This window comes from Mesorhizobium sp. M0621 (genome assembly GCF_040320745.1).
Lineage (GTDB): Bacteria > Pseudomonadota > Alphaproteobacteria > Rhizobiales > Rhizobiaceae > Mesorhizobium.
This window is the reverse complement of sequence record NZ_JAMYQF010000021.1, coordinates 86,169-100,089: the sequence shown is the minus strand read 5'-3', so window position 1 is coordinate 100,089 and position 13,921 is coordinate 86,169. Positions and strand designations below refer to the sequence as shown.

General features: G+C 61.5%; 18 protein-coding genes. 9 read left to right on the top strand and 9 right to left on the bottom strand.

All coding sequences use genetic code 11. The features are described 5' to 3' along the window. Window positions 1-134: 134 nt before the first annotated feature. Genes NKI38_RS16950 through petA form a run of 3 tightly spaced genes read right to left on the bottom strand, consistent with a single transcriptional unit; the run spans window position 135 to window position 2,912 of the window. Window positions 135-1,007: a cytochrome c1 gene (locus NKI38_RS16950; protein ID WP_352659387.1), complete on the bottom strand. Its 873-nt coding sequence runs from the start codon at window positions 1,005-1,007 to the stop codon at window positions 135-137. Between the two features lie 20 nt (window positions 1,008-1,027). After that, window positions 1,028-2,335 (bottom strand): cytochrome b, encoded by a 1,308-nt coding sequence (locus NKI38_RS16945; protein ID WP_352659386.1) that lies wholly within the window; start codon window positions 2,333-2,335, stop codon window positions 1,028-1,030. 16 nt (window positions 2,336-2,351) lie between these two features. Beyond that, on the bottom strand, window positions 2,352-2,912 hold the full coding sequence (gene petA / locus NKI38_RS16940; protein ID WP_352659385.1) for a ubiquinol-cytochrome c reductase iron-sulfur subunit: 561 nt from the start codon (window positions 2,910-2,912) through the stop codon (window positions 2,352-2,354). 260 nt (window positions 2,913-3,172) lie between these two features. On the opposite strand from petA, the gene NKI38_RS16935 reads away from it, so the two are divergent. Genes NKI38_RS16935 through NKI38_RS16925 form a run of 3 tightly spaced genes read left to right on the top strand, consistent with a single transcriptional unit; the run spans window position 3,173 to window position 4,232 of the window. Beyond that, entirely contained in the window at window positions 3,173-3,463 is a 291-nt protein-coding gene (locus tag NKI38_RS16935) for a type II toxin-antitoxin system Phd/YefM family antitoxin (RefSeq protein ID WP_352659384.1), read from the top strand. Further along, on the top strand, window positions 3,463-3,882 hold the full coding sequence (locus NKI38_RS16930) for a type II toxin-antitoxin system VapC family toxin (protein ID WP_352659383.1): 420 nt from the start codon (window positions 3,463-3,465) through the stop codon (window positions 3,880-3,882). Before NKI38_RS16935 ends, NKI38_RS16930 begins: the two co-directional genes overlap by 1 nt. Before the next feature lie 5 nt (window positions 3,883-3,887). Next, window positions 3,888-4,232: a cupin domain-containing protein gene (locus NKI38_RS16925; RefSeq protein WP_352659382.1), complete on the top strand. Its 345-nt coding sequence runs from the start codon at window positions 3,888-3,890 to the stop codon at window positions 4,230-4,232. A gap of 57 nt (window positions 4,233-4,289) precedes the next feature. Here the strand turns inward: NKI38_RS16925 and NKI38_RS16920 are convergent, their stop codons facing one another. From NKI38_RS16920 to NKI38_RS16900, 5 genes are read right to left on the bottom strand one after another with little or no spacing between them, the layout of a single operon-like run. Beyond that, window positions 4,290-4,595: a DUF6665 family protein gene (locus NKI38_RS16920; RefSeq protein ID WP_352659381.1), complete on the bottom strand. Its 306-nt coding sequence runs from the start codon at window positions 4,593-4,595 to the stop codon at window positions 4,290-4,292. Window position 4,596: 1 nt separating this feature from the next. Continuing rightward, on the bottom strand, window positions 4,597-5,088 hold the full coding sequence (locus tag NKI38_RS16915; RefSeq protein ID WP_352659380.1) for a GNAT family N-acetyltransferase: 492 nt from the start codon (window positions 5,086-5,088) through the stop codon (window positions 4,597-4,599). 3 nt (window positions 5,089-5,091) lie between these two features. After that, window positions 5,092-6,975: an ABC transporter ATP-binding protein gene (locus tag NKI38_RS16910; RefSeq protein ID WP_352659379.1), complete on the bottom strand. Its 1,884-nt coding sequence runs from the start codon at window positions 6,973-6,975 to the stop codon at window positions 5,092-5,094. After that, window positions 6,972-8,858, bottom strand: coding sequence for an ABC transporter ATP-binding protein (locus NKI38_RS16905; RefSeq protein ID WP_352659378.1), 1,887 nt, complete (start codon window positions 8,856-8,858; stop codon window positions 6,972-6,974). Before NKI38_RS16905 ends, NKI38_RS16910 begins: the two co-directional genes overlap by 4 nt. Window positions 8,859-8,885: 27 nt before the next feature. Next, window positions 8,886-9,281, bottom strand: a complete 396-nt coding sequence (locus NKI38_RS16900) for a hypothetical protein (protein ID WP_352659377.1) — start codon at window positions 9,279-9,281, stop codon at window positions 8,886-8,888. Between the two features lie 467 nt (window positions 9,282-9,748). Here NKI38_RS16900 and NKI38_RS16895 point away from each other — a divergent pair, with 467 nt between their 5' ends. Together NKI38_RS16895 and soxR are read left to right on the top strand one after the other, a co-directional pair. Next, window positions 9,749-10,207: a tRNA (cytidine(34)-2'-O)-methyltransferase gene (locus tag NKI38_RS16895; RefSeq protein ID WP_352659376.1), complete on the top strand. Its 459-nt coding sequence runs from the start codon at window positions 9,749-9,751 to the stop codon at window positions 10,205-10,207. A 131-nt stretch (window positions 10,208-10,338) separates the two neighbouring features. Continuing rightward, the gene (gene soxR, locus NKI38_RS16890) at window positions 10,339-10,782 is read left to right on the top strand and encodes a redox-sensitive transcriptional activator SoxR (protein WP_352627586.1); all 444 of its coding nucleotides are present in this window, start codon (window positions 10,339-10,341) and stop codon (window positions 10,780-10,782) included. Between the two features lie 31 nt (window positions 10,783-10,813). Here the strand turns inward: soxR and NKI38_RS16885 are convergent, their stop codons facing one another. Beyond that, window positions 10,814-11,071, bottom strand: a complete 258-nt coding sequence (locus NKI38_RS16885; protein WP_023770299.1) for a hypothetical protein — start codon at window positions 11,069-11,071, stop codon at window positions 10,814-10,816. Window positions 11,072-11,186: 115 nt separating this feature from the next. Between NKI38_RS16885 and hemF the strand changes: the two genes are divergently transcribed. From hemF to NKI38_RS16865, 4 genes are all read left to right on the top strand, one after another. Then, window positions 11,187-12,101 carry an oxygen-dependent coproporphyrinogen oxidase gene (hemF, locus tag NKI38_RS16880; RefSeq protein ID WP_352659375.1) on the top strand — a complete coding sequence of 305 codons (915 nt, stop codon included), beginning with the start codon at window positions 11,187-11,189 and terminating at the stop codon, window positions 12,099-12,101. Between the two features lie 31 nt (window positions 12,102-12,132). Next, window positions 12,133-12,672 carry a DUF1344 domain-containing protein gene (locus NKI38_RS16875; protein ID WP_352659374.1) on the top strand — a complete coding sequence of 180 codons (540 nt, stop codon included), beginning with the start codon at window positions 12,133-12,135 and terminating at the stop codon, window positions 12,670-12,672. 231 nt (window positions 12,673-12,903) lie between these two features. Further along, entirely contained in the window at window positions 12,904-13,089 is a 186-nt protein-coding gene (locus NKI38_RS16870; protein ID WP_023760708.1) for a DUF1059 domain-containing protein, read from the top strand. Between the two features lie 250 nt (window positions 13,090-13,339). Further along, window positions 13,340-13,918, top strand: coding sequence for a hypothetical protein (locus tag NKI38_RS16865; RefSeq protein ID WP_352659373.1), 579 nt, complete (start codon window positions 13,340-13,342; stop codon window positions 13,916-13,918). Window positions 13,919-13,921: the final 3 nt, after the last annotated feature.

The window sequence follows — 13,921 nt, the reverse complement described above, 5'->3', positions numbered from 1 at the left end:
CAAAAACACGGGGGCGATCATGCCCCCGTGTCGTCAAAAGGCTACCAGCCAAATATCCTGTCAGAACACTGAAGGTGCCTAAGTGAACTGCATTAGCCTCTCAGCGCCCTTTTTCGATTATTTGATTGCGTGGCTTAATGCGCCACGCCTTCCCACACCTTGCGCTTGGTGAGATAGACCAGCGCGCCGAACAGGAGCAGGAAAACCAGCACGCGGAAACCGGTCTTCTTGCGATCTTCCATATGCGGCTCGGCCGCCCACATCAGGAAAGCGGAAACGTCGCGGGAATACTGGTCGACGGTCTGTGGCGAGCCGTCGTCATAGGTCACCTGGCCATCGGACAACGGCTTGGGCATCTTCAGCGACACGGCGGACATGAAGTACGGATTGTAGTGGGTGCCTTCCGGGATCACCATGCCGGCCGGCGGCGTCTGGTCGTAGCCGGTCAGCAGCGAATGGATATAGTCGGGACCGCCCGCGTCGTACTGCGTGAAGATGTCGAAGACGAATTGCGGAAAGCCGCGCTCGACGCCGCGTGCCTTGGCCAGCAGCGACATGTCGGGCGGAGCGGCACCGCCATTGGAGGCGGCGGCGGCCTCCTCATTGGCGAAGGGCGCCGGGAAATGGTCGGACGGCTTGCCGGGACGATCGAACATGTCACCAGCGTCATTGGGGCCGTCATGGATCGTGTACTCGGCCGACAGCGTCTTGATCTGGGCATCGGAATAGCCGAGGTCCGACAGCGTGCGGAACGCCACGAGGTTCATCGAATGGCAGGCCGAGCAGACCTCCTTGTAGACCTTCAGGCCGCGCTGCAGCTGCGCCTTGTCATAGGTTCCGAATGGGCCGGTGAAGCTCCAGCTCATTTCCTTCGGCTCGTCGATCGGGAAACGCGTGGGTGCCGCGGCGTTGTGGGCCTCTTCGGCGGCGATCGCCCAAGTGCCCGCGGCCCCAGTGCCGGCGACCACAAGGCCGAGCAGCGCCAGCGAGGTGAGAATCTTTTTCATGGCAAATCCCCTTAGATTCTCTACCGCTCAGCCTTTGGTCTCTGGCGCGGCCGTGGCGCCGCCGGATGTCCGCCGCCGCCCTTGTTCTTCTCGAGCACCGCCTCGGTGATCGAGTTCGGCAGCCTTCGCGGCGTCTCGATCAGACCGAGCACCGGCAGCGCGACCAGGAAGAAGGCGAAATAGACCAGCGTCGCCATCTGCGCCATGAACACATAGCTGCCTTCTGCCGGCTGCGAGCCTAGCCAGCCGAGCAGGACGGAATCGGCCACGAACAGCCAGAAGAACAGCTTGTACCAGGGCCGATAGACCGCCGAGCGCACCTTCGAGGTGTCAAGCCATGGCACCAGGAACAGCATGACGATGGCGCCGAAGAGGCACAGAACGCCGCCGAGCTTGGAGTTGATCGGCCCGACATTGAAGGTGATGGCGCGCAGGATGGCGTAGAAGGGCAGGAAATACCATTCCGGCACGATGTGGGCCGGGGTCTTCAGCGGGTTAGCGACCGTGTAGTTATCGGGATGGCCGAGATAGTTCGGCAGGTAGAAGACGAAATAGGCGAAGAAGAACAGGAACACGATCATGCCGAACGCGTCCTTGATGGTCGCGTATGGGGTGAAGGCAACGGTGTCGGTCTTCGACTTGACCTCGATGCCGGTCGGGTTCGACTGCCCGACGACATGCAGCGCCCAGACGTGCAGCACGACGACGCCAGCGATCATGAACGGCAGAAGGTAATGCAACGCAAAGAAGCGGTTCAGCGTCGGGTTGTCGACGGCGAAGCCGCCGAGCAGCAACTGCTGGATCCAGTCGCCAACCAGCGGAATGGCGGTGAAGAAGCCGGTGATGACGGTGGCGCCCCAGAAGCTCATCTGGCCCCAGGGCAGCACGTAGCCCATAAAGCCGGTCGCCATCATCAGGAGGTAGATGATGCAGCCAAGGATCCACAGCAGCTCGCGCGGCGTCTTGTATGAACCGTAATAAAGGCCACGGAAGATGTGGATATAAACGGCGATGAAGAAGAAAGACGCGCCGTTCGAATGCATGTAGCGCAGCAGCCAGCCCGAATTTACATCGCGCATGATCTTTTCGACCGAGCCGAAGGCAAGATTGCTGTCGGCTGTGTAGTGCATGGCCAGCACGATGCCGGTCAGCATCTGTGCTACCAGCATGATCGCCAGGATGCCGCCGAAGGTCCACGCATAATTGAGATTGCGCGGCACCGGATAGGCGATGAAGCTGTCATAGACCAGCCGCGGCAGCGGCATGCGGGCGTCGAACCAGCGTCCGAGACCGGTTTTGGGCGTATAGGTCGAGTGTCCCTCGCTCATCGAAATATCCCCTGCCTCAACCGATAAGGATCTTGGTATCGGAAATGAACTTGAATACCGGCACTGCCATGTTCTCCGGCGCCGGGCCTTTGCGGATGCGTCCGGCTGTGTCGTAGACCGAGCCATGGCATGGGCAGAACCAGCCGCCGAAATCGCCTTCCTGGCCCAGCGGAATGCAGCCGAGATGCGTGCAGACCTGAACCATCACCATCCAGGCTTCCTTGCCGGGCGTGGTGCGATTGGCGTCGGTCGCCGGCGCGTCGGCCGGCAGATTGGCGTTGCGCGCGATCGGATCCTTGAGGTCGCCCAGCTTGACCGCCTCGCCGTCCTTCATCTCCTGTTCGGTGCGGTTGCGCACCACGACAGGCTTGCCGCGCCACTTGACGATCAGCGACATGCCCGGCGTCAGCGAGGCGACGTCGACCTCGATAGAGGCGAGCGCCAGCGTCGAGGCGTCGGGGCGCATCTGGTCGATGAACGGCCACGCGAAAGCGCCCGCGCCGACCACTGCGGCCATGCCGGTGGCGACGTAGAGAAAATCACGACGGTTGGGATCCTGGGTGTCGGTTGCGCTCACGGGTGCCTGATCCTTTCGCCTCTTCCGTGCCGGTGGCTGAGCCTTGTTCCCCGCTCAACTACGCCAACCCGACAGCGCATGGCGAACAGGCTTGCGAATTCCTCCGGCATTTGGACTTCGGTTTATGCGTGAAGCCCGTTTTTGTCCAGACGGGTCAAGGCACAAGGGCAGATTGTCGCGGGCGTTCCGCAAAGCGATGAATTTGACGCGCTTGGCTAAATGTAGCAATATGTCTACATCTTCCGGATGGAGGTGCTGAAATGAACATCTCGACGAAGACGATAACCATCATGTCGAGCCGTGAATTCAACCAGGATACAGCGCACGCCAAACGGGCAGCCAAGAACGGGCCGGTCATCATTACCGACCGTGGCAAGCCCTCTCATGTGCTGATGTCTATGGAGGAATATGAGAAAGTGAAGGCCTTGGGCAGGCCGGAGAAGCATAGAAGTCTTGCGGACGTTCTGGCCGATGATCGGCCGGAAGCGGATTTTGATTTCGAAATCCCGCAACTCAAGGGCTTTTCCCTGCGTCCGCCCGAGTTCGACTGATGTATCTGCTAGACACGAATGTCATTTCCGAACTCAGGCGAAGAGACCGATGCGAACCGAACGTTCGGACCTGGGCAGAGGATCGAAATCCAGCCGAATTTCATGTTTCGGCCATCAGTATTCTTGAAGCCCAGATCGGCGCCCTGAGAGCAGAGCGAAAGGACAAGAAGAAAGGGGCGATTCTGCGCGCCTGGATCGACGGATTGGTTGCCGAAATCGCAGAGCGCATATTGCCCGTGGATCTCGCTGTCGCGCTGCGCTGCGCACCCCTCCACGTTCCGGATCCAAAGCCGGACCGCGACGCCTATATCGCCGCCACCGCGCTCGTCAATAATTTGACGGTTGTGACCCGCAACACGAGGGATTTCGAAGGTACCGGCGTGAAGCTGTTCAATCCCTGGATATCGGCGAAGGGTTAGAGGGCATGGCACACGTCATAGACCGCGATACCTGGGCCGTTCGCTCCGACCGCTGGAAAGGCGAACTGCAATGCGGCGCCTACGGCTCCAACTCCTGCCTGATTTTCAACTACCTGCCTGATGTCGGCGGCGGTCCACGGCTGCACACGCATCCCTACGCGGAGATCTTCATCATCCGTCAGGGCACCGGCCTGTTCACCATCGGCGACAAGGAGATCGAGGCTTCGGCCGGCCAGATCCTGATCGTGCCGCCCAACACGCCGCACAAATTCACCAATCTCGGGCCGGGTGCGCTGGAAACGACCGACATCCACGAGAACGGCAGCTTCATTACCGAATGGCTTGAGTAGACCATGATCCCGAAAAGTGGGAACCGGTTTTCGGAAAGATCATGGTCAAAGACAGAGTTATTTGGCGCCGAGCCTCGCAAGCACAGCCCTCGGGATGTTGTATTCGCGGATGACGGCGTCATGCCTACGCAAGCCGCACAGCTCGCGCTGGATGAAATAGCCGTGCACCGCTTCGGCGGCATCCTTGAGCAGCCGGGGGCGTAGTTGCTCGTCGGCATTGTCGCGCAGCCTGGCCAGCGTTTCCTCGACCCGCTGGCCGGCGCGGCCGAGTGAGGCCGCCTTCTCCGCCAATATTTCATGGCCGAGCGCGTCGAAAGCGGCTTCCGCGGCGCCGGCTAGATGAGATGGCGGGCGCAAGGACATTTCAGCCTCCTTCCCCGAAGACCATGCGGTGTGTGACGAATTCTTCGCCTTCCACACGCTGAAAGCCAAGCCGTTCGTAGAAACCGAAGGCTTCTTGCGGCGCGCGTGTGTTCAGCACGGCGAAATGGTGACGTGCCCTGTCGATAACGGTCTCGACCAGCATCCGGCCAAGACCGGTGCGACGGTGGCGCGCACTGACGAATAGGTGCCGGACCCGGCCGTGGCCCCTGCCCTCGAAATAGGGATCGATGTTCAGCCCGCACACGCCGGCGAGTTCCCGGCCATTCCAGGCTCCGTAGAGTGCCTCGCCGCGCTTCAGGAACTTGTTGCGGCCACTTGCCCAGCCATCCGCCAGGCGTACCAGCATCCAGTAGCCCCCCAGCCGGCTTTCCTGCTTCAGCGCGTCGAAGGCCGGCGTGGTGGGCCGGAGCCGCTTGAGCACATAGCTCACCCCGGGGCCGATCTCTGGAATGACCTCTGCCGATCCAACCATGCCCTACTCCGCAGGGCGTGTCTCTTCGAGCACGCTGTCCTCGTGATAGAGAAAACCGCCGGACTGCCGCTTCCACAGCCGCGCGTAGAGCCCGTCTAGCGCCACCAGTTGGTCATGCGTGCCTTGCTCGACGATGCGGCCGCCGTCGAGCACGACCAGCCGGTCGAGTGTTGCGATCGTCGACAGACGGTGGGCGATGGCGATGACCGTCTTGTTCTCCATCAGCCGCGTCAGATTCTCCTGGATTGCCGCCTCGATGTCGGAATCGAGCGCCGAGGTCGCTTCATCGAGAATCAGGATCGGGGCGTCCTTGAGGAATACGCGGGTGATCGCCACGCGCTGGCGCTGCCCACCCGACAGTTTGACGCCGCGTTCGCCGACGAAGGCCTCGTAGCCGGCCCGGTCCCTGTTGTCGCGCAGGCCGAGGATGAATTCGTGCGCCTCGGCCTTCTTCGCCGCCGCGATCACCTCAGCGTCGGTCGCGTCAGGCATGCCGAGCTTGATGTTGTCGCGCAGCGAACGGTGGAACAGGGCCGTGTCCTGGCTGACGACGCCGATATTGGCGCGCAGCGAATTCTGCGTCACCTCAGAAACGTTCTGACCGTCGATGGTGATCGACCCGCCTTCCAGATCGTAAAGCCGCAGGATCAGATTGGCGAGCGTCGTCTTGCCGGCGCCCGACGGCCCGACCAGCCCGACCTTCTCGCCCGGCCGCACGACGAGGTCGATGCCGTTGAGCACACCGAACCCTTTGCCGTAATGGAATTCGACGTTCTTCACTGCGATGCGCCCGCCGCACACGACCAGCTCCTTGGCGTCGGGTGCATCGACCAGGCCAAGAGGCTGTGAGATCAGCGCCTTGGAGTTTTCCAGCACGCCGAGGTTTCGCAATATGCTGTTGAGCTGCATCATCAGCCGGCCGAGCAGCATATTAAGCCGCAGCACCAGCGACAGCGTGAAGGCGACCGCACCGACGGTGATCGAGCCCTCGACCCAAAGATAGACGGCAAAACAGCCGATCGCGGTGATCATGATGCCCGACAGCGTCGTCAGCGCCATGCGCACGCCGGTCAGCCGACGGGTGAACGGGCGCAGCGCGTCGAGATAGATGTCGAAGCCATTCTTGATGTAGCGGTCGTCGCCGTCGGCCGAGAACAGTTTCAGCGTCTGCACGTTGGAATAGGAATCGACGATGCGGCCGGTGATCATCGAGCCGGCCTCGGCGGTTTCCTCCGCGTGCTTGCGGATTGCCGGCAGATAGAGTTTGGCCAACCAACCGAAGGCGGAAATCCAGATCACCACCAGCACCGCCAGCCTAAGATCGAGGCCGGCGACCAGCGCCAGCGTCGTCACCGTGTAGACGATCATGAACCAGACGACCTCGATGAAGCTTTCCATCAGGTCGCCGGTCGCTTGCCCCGCCTGCCAGACCTTGGTCGCGATACGGCCGGCAAAATCGTTCTGGAAGAAGGCGTAGGACTGGCGCGACACGTGCCGGTGCGCCTGCCAGCGCACCAGATTGTAGAAGCCTGGCGTGATCGTCTGCTCGTCGACCAGCGCCGACAGGCCGACGACGATGGTGCGGATGACCAGCACCACCGCCATCATGAACACCAGTTCAGGGCCGGCGGCGTTCCACAAGGCGTGCCAGCTGCGCTCGGCGGGAAGCTGGTCGAGAATGTCGACCAGCCGCCCGACGAAGTAGAACAGGCCGGCCTCGACCAGGGGCGCGATGCCGCCGATGACCAGCATGGCGAAGAAGGCGAACTTCGCCTGGCCGACATAGTGCCAGAGAAAGCCGCCGACGCTGGTCGGTGGCCGAAGATCCGCTGGCTCCCTGAACGGATAGACCCAGTTCTCGAACCAGCGATAGACGGCAGTCATCATTCCGCAGCTTGGCCCTTTGCAAGTGCATCATTGGCGACATCGGTCGGTATGTCCTCGAGCAGGAACCCGCCCGACTGGCGCTGCCAGAGCTGCGCATAGAGCCCGCCTTGGGCGACGAGTTCCTCGTGCGAACCTTCCTCGATGACACGGCCCTTGTCCATCACCACCAGCCTGTCCATCGCCGCGATGGTCGACAGCCGGTGCGCGATGGCGATGACGGTCTTGCCTTGCATGAGCTTGTAGAGATTCTCCTGGATCGCCGCCTCGGCTTCGGAATCAAGCGCCGAGGTCGCTTCGTCAAGGATAAGGATAGGTGCGTCCTTCAACATAACGCGAGCAATGGCGATGCGTTGCCGCTGGCCGCCGGACAATTTGACGCCGCGATCGCCGACATGGGCATCGAAGCCCTTGCGGTCTTTGGCGTCCGAAAGCCCAGCGATGAAATCCAATGCTTCGGCGCGCCCCGCTGCCTCGACAAGCAGCTCTTCCGAGGCATCGGGCCGGCCATAGAGGATGTTCTCGCGCACCGAACGATGCAGCAGCGAGGTGTCCTGCGTAACCATGCCGATCTGGGCGCGTAGCGAATCCTGCGTCACTCCGGCGATTTCCTGGCCATCGATCAGGATCCTTCCACTCTCCAGGTCGTAGAAACGCAGCAGGAGATTGACCAGCGTCGACTTGCCGGCGCCCGAACGGCCGACGATACCGACCTTTTCGCCCGGCTTCACCGCAAGCGACAGGTTCTCGATCACCCCTTTCTGCTTGCCATAGTGGAAGCGGATGTCCTCGAAGCGGATTTCACCCCTGGAAACGGCGATGTCCTTCGCACCCGGCCGGTCCTCGACCAGACGCGGCAGCGAGATCGAGGCGATGCCGTCCTGCACCGTGCCGATATTCTCGAACAGCCCCGACATTTCCCACATGATCCATTGCGACATGCCCCACAGCCTGAGCACCAGCCCGATGACCACGGCGACCGCGCCGATCGTCACCGACTGGCCGAGCCACAGCCATAGCGCCATCGCCGTGACCGAGAACAGCAGCAGCGAATTCATGATGTAGAGCAGGCCGAAAAGCACCGTCACCAGCCGCATCGACCGGTAGACGGTCTTGAGGAAGCCGGCCATGCCTTCCCGCGCAAACGACGCTTCGCGGCGTGCATGGCTGAACAGCTTGACCGTCTGGATGTTGGAGTAGCTGTCGACGACGCGGCCGGTCATGGTCGAGCGGGCATTGGCCTGCTCCTCGCCGACTTTGCCCAGCTTCGGGATGAAATAGCGCAGCAACAGGATGTAACCGACCAGCCAGACGCCGAGTGGCGCGGCCAGCCGCCAGTCGGCCGAACCGACGATGAACAGCATGCCAAGGAAATAGACGATGACGTAGTTCAGGACATCGATCAGCTTGATGACGCATTCGCGCACGGCGAGCGCCGTCTGCATCAGCTTGGTGGCGATGCGGCCGGCGAACTCGTCCTGGTAGAAGCTCATCGACTGCTTGAGCAGGTAGCGGTGCACCTGCCAGCGAATGCGCATGGGATAGTTGCCCATCAGCGTCTGCTGGTTGAGCAGCGAATGCAGCCATACGGTACCCGGCAGCGCGAACAGCACGATGAAGGCCATGCCGGCGAGCTTCCAGGCTTCCGTCTGCAGGAAGGTTTCGCGATTCTGCCCCGACAGCCAGTCGACGATGCGGCCGAGGAAGCCGAACATCCACACTTCCGCGATCGCGATCGCCGTCACCAGCACCGCGTCGAGAAGGATATAGGGCCACGCGCCGCGCGTATAATGCACGCAGAAGGCAACCAGCGTCCTGGGCGGCTCGACCGGTTCCGCCGCGGGGAACGGATCGAGCCGTCTTTCAAACCAGCTAAACAACAACATGGGTCATGCTCACAAATCTGTTTCCGCTTATGCGGCGCGCGAACCTACGAAGTCCTCGGAACGCATGGCGCCGAGGGCCGATGGTCCGGAATCATCCGGACCGTCGGCCCTGCTTCGCGCAATATAGGGGCTCGCGGGCTTTTCACCGACAGGCGCGCCTGACGATCCTGACGGCGCACTGTTCACGATTCGGATTTTCGCGCCAGGCCTGATCAGCCGGATGATCCGGCGCACCAGCGACGGCCGGCCCGGGTCGGGAACCGCGTGCGAGAAATCGACATCCGGCAGCATGCCGCGATGCGGCCGGCGGCGGATCTCGGCGTGAACCGCCGACGAATAGGTGTCGCCGATCAGCAGCGCCCAAGTCGGCAGTCGGTGAATATGCAGGCTCCTTGAGCCGGGTATTCTGTAGGGATCGAACATCGGTCCGTCCTCCGTGTGAAAATAGAGATAAAAAGGCGAAGCAACATCATCCGCCGGCATTCGGTCGGAGGCACGCATTGCGTCGGTCTGGACACGATAAGCATCGGTCTGGAGACGACGGACAGCATCGGTCCGGACAGGTTCAGGTTGGGCGTTCAGCCCTTTTGACTTTTTGAAAAACATCGCAGGATTCCTTCGAGAGCCGAAAAATCGTTTCGGCGGGAATCGGTGCGATCAAGTCTTAGAGAGTCAGGAGAATTGTCGTACCGAAGCCGCCGGCAGGCAGGTAAGCCCACGAGAGGGGCGCTGGATGTGCATGGTCATCATGAATTACCCCTCCATCGGTTCGGGTTGACAATGGAGCTGACATACCCGACTTCGCAGAAAATGGCCACCCGCAGGTCCAGCAATTTCCAAAACCGCGAGCCCGCTGTGGCCGATTTGCCACTTATTAGAAAGACGCGGAAATGAACTGTCGTCTCCGCATCGCGCTCTACCAGCCGGATATCGCCGGCAACACCGGGACAATCCTGCGCTTCGCCGCTTGCCTCGGGCTCGGCGTCGATATCATTGAACCGGCCGGCTTTCCGCTTTCCGACAAAGCGCTCAAGCGAGCCGGCATGGACTACCTCGAAATGGCTGCTCTGATCCGGCATGTCGACTGGCACGCCTTCGAGGACTGGCGCAAAGCCCGCGCGCACCGGCTGGTACTGCTGTCGACCAAAGCCACGACCCCTTACACCAGCTTTGACTTCGCCGATGGCGACATCCTTCTGTTCGGCCGCGAATCCGCAGGCGTTCCGGACCCCGTCCATCAGGCGGCGGATGCGCGGCTGATCATCCCCATGCAGGGCGCGGCGCGCAGCATCAACGTCGCGCTTTCCGTCGCCATGGTGGCGGGCGAAGCCATCCGGCAACTCGGATAACGGCACTCCGTCTCCCATCATCTTGGCCCAGGCGCACATCGCCTTCTCCTTCGTTTGCAGATCCTGGGTTTCTTCGCTACAAGCTCAACTGAACTTGAGGTCAAGCAGAAAAATCGGGACGAAAAACAGAGATGGCACCGGTAACGGAATTGACGGTCGGCCAGGTGGCCATGCGCAGCGGTGTCGCGGTATCGGCGCTGCATTTCTATGAGGCCCGCGGCCTGATCCGCAGCCACCGCACGTCGGGCAACCAGCGCCGCTACGGCCGCGACGTGCTGCGGCGCGTGGCGATTATCAAGGTAGCGCAGGAGGTCGGCATCTCGCTAGCCGAGATCGGCACGGCCCTGGCATCGCTGCCCGAGGGCCGCACGCCGACGCGCGACGACTGGAACCTGCTGTCGACCGCCTGGCGCGACGGGCTCGATCACAAGATCGCCCAGCTGAAGAAACTGCGCGACGGGCTGACCGACTGCATCGGCTGCGGCTGCATGTCGATCGACAAATGCCCGCTGCGCAACAAGGGCGACCGGCTGGCAAGGGAAGGCACCGGCGCGAGGCGGTTGGTCGCAGGCTGAGCACCCTCCCCTCGTGGAGGAAGGCCGCGCTTCAGTCCGCCGCCGGCAACCGCCTGATGGTGAACTCGATCAGGTCGCCCGGCCGCTCGAACCAGCTTTCGATCTCGGTCCAGTAGGCCTGCTTGGGAAAGCGCTCGAACCATTCCTTGGCCTTGAGCCGCGCATCGGAGCGCGGCAGCACGAAGGTCTCACGCAGGAAACCGTCGCGCGGCATGCGCGCGCGCTCGGCCCGGCTTTGGTCGAGCCTTTTCTTCAGGCCATCCAGCGGCGGTCTTGCCGGGGTGCGCACGAAACGACTCCTTGCACCTTAATGACACTTGACCCTTGCCCCTAAGAGATTAGGGATCGCGCCGGCAAAAGACGAGTCATTTGTAGGGCTCGCCGCCCACAACCGGAGACGGCACTTGGAACGACCCGAAATACCGGCAGGCCTGCCCGCCGACATCGAACAGAAGAAGATGAAGGCACGACTGTGGTTCGAGGCGCTGCGCGAACGCATCTGCGCCACCTTCGAGCAGATCGAGCAGGATCTTGGCGGGCCGCTGTCCTCATGGTCGCCAGGCCGTTTCGAAAAGACGCCATGGGAACGCGACGCAGGTAAGGGCGGCGGCGGCACCATGTCGATGATGCACGGCCGCGTCTTCGAGAAGGTCGGCGTCCACACCTCGACCGTCCATGGCGAATTCTCGCCCGAATTCAGGAAGCAGATGCCCGGCGCCGAGGAAGACCCGCGCTTCTGGGCATCCGGCATTTCACTGATCGCGCATCCCTGGAACCCCAACGTTCCGGCCGTGCACATGAACACGCGCATGGTCGTCACCTCGCGCCAATGGTTCGGCGGCGGCGCCGATTTGACGCCGGTGCTCGACCGCCGCCGCAGCCAGGACGACCCTGATACCGTCGCCTTCCACCGCGCGATGCAATTCGCTTGCGAGAAGAACGTCGCGGTGGCCGATTATCCGAAATTCAAAGCTTGGTGCGACGAGTACTTCTATCTGTCGCACCGCAACGAGCCGCGCGGCACCGGCGGCATCTTTTTCGATTGGCTGCATTCGGGCGAGGACAAGGGTGGCTGGAATGCCGATTTCAACTTCGTCCAGGATGTCGGCCGCTCTTTTCTCGTCGTCTATGGCCACCTCGTACGCGCCAACTTCAACGAGAACTGGACCGACGGTGACCGCGACGAACAGCTCATCCGCCGCGGCCGTTATGTCGAATTCAATCTGCTTCACGATCGCGGCACCATCTTCGGACTGAAGACCGGCGGCAATGTCGCAGCGATCCTCTCCAGCCTGCCGCCAGAGGTTCGCTGGCCGTAACAAAATGGTGAGCGTCGCGTGAGCCGCATTGATGTCCCATTTGCTCGAAAATGGGCATGGAATGTGGCACAAGGTGCGGCGAAAAATTTCTTTTTCGTCTAATAGGCTCTTGAAAAGACTGGCCTATTTGTGGCGCCGGGTCGGGAAGCGCCGGCGGTTCGCCCGAGAGCAATTCCAGGAAAAGTGTGAAACGGTTTTCCGTTCGGAATTGCCTCAAAACAAGCGAGCCGCGACCCGACGCGACCGGACGGCCCAGACGATGCGGGACATATTCGTCAAAAGGATACCCGCGCTTCAGGAGTACTTCGCAATGCGCAAGATCATTGTTTCGGCTGCAGCCGCTGCCCTTCTCGCTTCCGGTTCGGTGGCGTTCGCCGCCGTCAAGCACACCACCGGCACGATCAAGACCTTTGACGCAACGGCCAAGAGCCTTGTCCTCGATGACGGATCGTCTTTTACGCTTTCCAAGACCTTCAAGGATCCTGGCCTGCAGACCGGCGAAAAGGTCCGCGTCTCTTGGGACATGAGCGGCAAGAAAAAAATCGCCGAGGCTGTCAAGATCGCGAAGTGATGGCCTGCCAAAGCAGGGCAAGATGATGTCTGGTCCTGCTTCGGGCTAACGCGAAAGGGCGGAGCAGAGCTGTTTCGCCCTTTTTGCCGTTGACGGCAACCGATACCACCCCATCTGTGTTATGCTTTCCACCCCGCTCGCGGCTCCGCGGATTCAACCCTGAAATCGGACCATGAGCCCAGAAAGTGCCGGAGCCTCGATCGGGCTCCACGGAGGAAAAGGAGAAATCGCATGAAGGAATTTCACTGCGGGTCGCTCGTGCCCGGCTGTGACTGGCACACACGTGCCGATGAGGAGGCCGAGGTCATGCGCCGTGTCGTCGAGCACATGCGCGAGACCCATGGCGAGACGGTCATCCGTGAGACGATGATCGAGGCGATCCGCTCGCGCATCGAAAAGACCCGCGACGCGGCCTAGTCTTTGCCGCTCGGATTCATCCGCAACACCAACAAGCCGCGTTGGCGCTTCAAGATTGGTTGAGAAGCGCCATCGCGGACGTCCTGCCGCCCGCAGGTCAAAGAATTATATTTTCCTCAGCTAAAATAAACCCTGCGGTAACCGACCCCGTGCAACTGTCGGGCAAATAATCCGGCTACAGTGGGGCTGCAAGAGAAGCCCGTCGCCACCAGGCACTGGTCCGGGATCGGTGGGGCGAGGTGTTTCGCGCATGCGCGAAAAGTCCGGCAATCGAGTGAGTTTCCGCACGACGGCGCTCCTGCTGTACGGGCTCCTTTCAGCGTCTCCGGCGACAGCCCAGGAAGTGACCACTTCGCTGGTCGACCTCCATCAAGGCTCGCCGCTCAGCGATCGCGCGCACAGCCTTGGAGGCGGCGGTTATGAACTGCAGGACGGAAGCCGGATATCGTTCAACCAATGGTACCGCGCAAAGTGGGTCGACATGCATGTCGAACTTTTGACCCAGATCACGGAAGACACCGGCATCCTCTGGGGATTTGGCACCGGAGAAGAAGGTGAGAAATATCGCATCGAGCCCAGCCTAAAGCTGGGTTTCCTCACGCAGATGCATCCGGGTCCGAACAGCACTCTTTCCTTGTCGCTCACCACGACCCTCGGCGGCAAGCTCACCGAAAAGCCATGCGAAGCGAACTACGGCGATTTCGGTACTTACAGCGTCAATTGCCGGCTCGCGGCCAGCGAGATGGCGCCAGAGGAAACCTTGAAATATCTGGTTAACGCTAAACCGGAGAGCCAGCACCTCTGGCTGAATTACCGTGTTACTTTCTAATCA

Bases quoted from the DNA above. Each gene is read 5' to 3' on its own strand.
- NKI38_RS16950 (WP_352659387.1), bottom strand. From the start codon at position 1,007: ATGAAAAAGATTCTCACCTCGCTGGCGCTGCTCGGCCTTGTGGTCGCC.
- NKI38_RS16945 (WP_352659386.1), bottom strand. From the start codon at position 2,335: ATGAGCGAGGGACACTCGACCTATACGCCCAAAACCGGTCTCGGACGC.
- NKI38_RS16935 (WP_352659384.1), top strand. From the start codon at position 3,173: ATGAACATCTCGACGAAGACGATAACCATCATGTCGAGCCGTGAATTC.
- NKI38_RS16930 (WP_352659383.1), top strand. From the start codon at position 3,463: ATGTATCTGCTAGACACGAATGTCATTTCCGAACTCAGGCGAAGAGAC.
- NKI38_RS16925 (WP_352659382.1), top strand. From the start codon at position 3,888: ATGGCACACGTCATAGACCGCGATACCTGGGCCGTTCGCTCCGACCGC.
- NKI38_RS16920 (WP_352659381.1), bottom strand. From the start codon at position 4,595: ATGTCCTTGCGCCCGCCATCTCATCTAGCCGGCGCCGCGGAAGCCGCT.
- NKI38_RS16915 (WP_352659380.1), bottom strand. From the start codon at position 5,088: ATGGTTGGATCGGCAGAGGTCATTCCAGAGATCGGCCCCGGGGTGAGC.
- NKI38_RS16910 (WP_352659379.1), bottom strand. From the start codon at position 6,975: ATGATGACTGCCGTCTATCGCTGGTTCGAGAACTGGGTCTATCCGTTC.
- NKI38_RS16905 (WP_352659378.1), bottom strand. From the start codon at position 8,858: ATGTTGTTGTTTAGCTGGTTTGAAAGACGGCTCGATCCGTTCCCCGCG.
- NKI38_RS16900 (WP_352659377.1), bottom strand. From the start codon at position 9,281: ATGTTCGATCCCTACAGAATACCCGGCTCAAGGAGCCTGCATATTCAC.
- NKI38_RS16895 (WP_352659376.1), top strand. From the start codon at position 9,749: ATGAACTGTCGTCTCCGCATCGCGCTCTACCAGCCGGATATCGCCGGC.
- soxR (WP_352627586.1), top strand. From the start codon at position 10,339: ATGGCACCGGTAACGGAATTGACGGTCGGCCAGGTGGCCATGCGCAGC.
- NKI38_RS16875 (WP_352659374.1), top strand. From the start codon at position 12,133: ATGTCCCATTTGCTCGAAAATGGGCATGGAATGTGGCACAAGGTGCGG.
- NKI38_RS16870 (WP_023760708.1), top strand. From the start codon at position 12,904: ATGAAGGAATTTCACTGCGGGTCGCTCGTGCCCGGCTGTGACTGGCAC.
- NKI38_RS16865 (WP_352659373.1), top strand. From the start codon at position 13,340: ATGCGCGAAAAGTCCGGCAATCGAGTGAGTTTCCGCACGACGGCGCTC.